The organism is Streptomyces calidiresistens, assembly GCF_014141525.1.
Taxonomy (GTDB): domain Bacteria; phylum Actinomycetota; class Actinomycetes; order Streptomycetales; family Streptomycetaceae; genus Streptomyces; species Streptomyces calidiresistens.
In genome coordinates, this window is sequence record NZ_VKHS01000937.1 from 1 (window position 1) to 1,903 (window position 1,903).

Here is a 1,903-nt window from a genome sequence, read left to right on the forward strand (position 1 = left end):
GGAGCGGGGGTGTGGGGGGACCGAAGGTCATGATCGTCCCTTCCTCGGGAGCGGGTTGCCAGAGGGCATGTGCGCGTGGCACGATCCGTCAGGCCTAACGGGTATACAAACTTTGTACCGTTAGGCTGGGCGAGTCTGGGAAGTCGCGGCAGAGACGGAGAGCCGCGAACGACCCTCGTCACCGAACGTACACGCGTGCGATGTCGGGGCGGGATGTGAACAGGACGGCCAGGGGGAGCAGTGGCGTTGAACCTTTCGCTCTATCAATTGAGATCTTTCCGTGAAGTGGCCAGGTTGGGCAGTTTGACCAGAGCTGCCCGCAGCCTCGGATATGCGCAATCGAGCGTCACCGCGCACATTCGGTCATTGGAAAATCGGGTGGGTGCGCAGTTGATCCAGCGTCGACCCCATGGTGTCCGCCTCACCCCGGCCGGGCTGATATTCCAGGAGTACACGAATCGAATATTCCACTTAGTGGAGGAGATGTCCGACGCCTTGAACCCGTCCGGGCAACCCACGGGACGTGCCAGGATCGGGGCCTCCGCGCTCCTCCTGGAATCCCGGGTCGGGTCGCTGGTCAAGGAGTGCCGTTACCGGTACCCGGGGGTGGCGGTCTCCCCCCGACAGCTGGCCGTTCGGGACGCCGCCGGCGCCGTGCGGGGCGACGAGGTGGACATCGCGCTGGTCCACGGGGATCCCGGGGCCGGGGGGCCGCTGCCCGCCGGTGTGGTGGTCGAGGAACTGCCCCCGCTGGAGGTGGTGCCGGTCGGCACGCCGGCCGTCGCGGCGGACCTCCGGGGGAGGAGGGATTCCGCGGTCCGGGTCATCGCGGTGGACCCCGACTGCCCCTCCCACCGCACGTGCGTCGACGCGTTGAGGTCGCTCCACGGCATCGACCCCGTGGTCGTCGAGGCGGGGTCGGTCGGGGGCGCGCTGGAGTTGGCGCGCGGTGGCTACGGGATGGCCATGCTGCCCGTCGAGACGCTGCGGCACGCGGGCGGGGGGAGCGGACTGCCGGTGATCCCGGACCTCCCCCATGTCGTCCTCGACGTCCACGCGCTGTGGACGGGCGGGGAAACCGCCCGCACGGTGATCGCGGCGGTGTGCGAGGTGGCGAAACGCATCGGAAGGCCGCCGATGGTCTCCTCCTCGGTGGCCTGACACGAGAATTGCGACGAACCCGCGGGGCGGGTGATCCACGGCGATTTCCGCCGTGGATCACCCGCCCCTTCGTGTGTGCGGAAAGTCCCACCGGGGTATCCCCCTCTCCCGACCCCGGCCCTCCTCGTGGGCATCGGTTTTTCCGATGGCTCCCATCGTGCTTCCCGGGGAACCCCCGTCGCCCCACGCCTCTAGCCTTTCGGGGGAATTCGGAAATTTCCCGGTGGATCGACACCCGTCGAACACCGCTCGATGAGAGGCGAGAGAATGCCGGATGTCCATTACATTGCGAACGTCTTTCGCAGCGGCTTCGAACTGGACCAACTCGACTGGGTCGCCTGGGAGGAGCCGGGGAGGATCGGCGTCGAGCACCACGTGCTCTGGGCGCCGGACGAATCGGGCAACGAGGACTCGGTGGGGCTCCTGCTGCGCTTCCCGCCCGGAGCGCACGGGGACTTCCACGAGCACCTCGGCTACGAGCTGATGCTGGTGCTGGACGGAGTCCTGGACCACAGCGACGGCATCTCCTACGTCAAGGGCGACCTGGTGGTCGAGGGACCCGGCACCGAACACCAGATGTCCAGCCGTACGGGCTGCACCGTGCTGGCCATCCGCACCCGCCCGGCCGATCCCCGCACCCCGGGGAAGGGCATTCGCCCCGTCGGTCTGACCGCCGCCCCCTGATCCGGTCGGGCGGGACGTCCCCCCTCCGTCCCCGACCGGAGCCGTCCCGCCCGACCAC

General features: G+C 68.7%; 2 protein-coding genes and 1 pseudogene. All 3 read left to right on the plus strand.

The window, feature by feature from the left end; genetic code table 11:
• Positions 1-240: 240 nt before the first annotated feature.
• Positions 241-423, plus strand: a pseudogene (locus tag FOE67_RS29705) (helix-turn-helix domain-containing protein); the annotation flags it as partial.
• Between the two features lie 60 nt (positions 424-483).
• Positions 484-1,161, plus strand: a complete 678-nt coding sequence (locus FOE67_RS24315) for a substrate-binding domain-containing protein (RefSeq protein ID WP_228474239.1) — start codon at positions 484-486, stop codon at positions 1,159-1,161.
• Positions 1,162-1,428: 267 nt separating this feature from the next.
• On the plus strand, positions 1,429-1,845 hold the full coding sequence (locus FOE67_RS24320) for a cupin domain-containing protein (RefSeq protein ID WP_182666977.1): 417 nt from the start codon (positions 1,429-1,431) through the stop codon (positions 1,843-1,845).
• The last annotated feature ends 58 nt before the right edge of the window (positions 1,846-1,903 follow it).

Bases quoted from the DNA above. Each gene is read 5' to 3' on its own strand.
- FOE67_RS24315 (WP_228474239.1), top strand. From the start codon at position 484: ATGTCCGACGCCTTGAACCCGTCCGGGCAACCCACGGGACGTGCCAGG.
- FOE67_RS24320 (WP_182666977.1), top strand. From the start codon at position 1,429: ATGCCGGATGTCCATTACATTGCGAACGTCTTTCGCAGCGGCTTCGAA.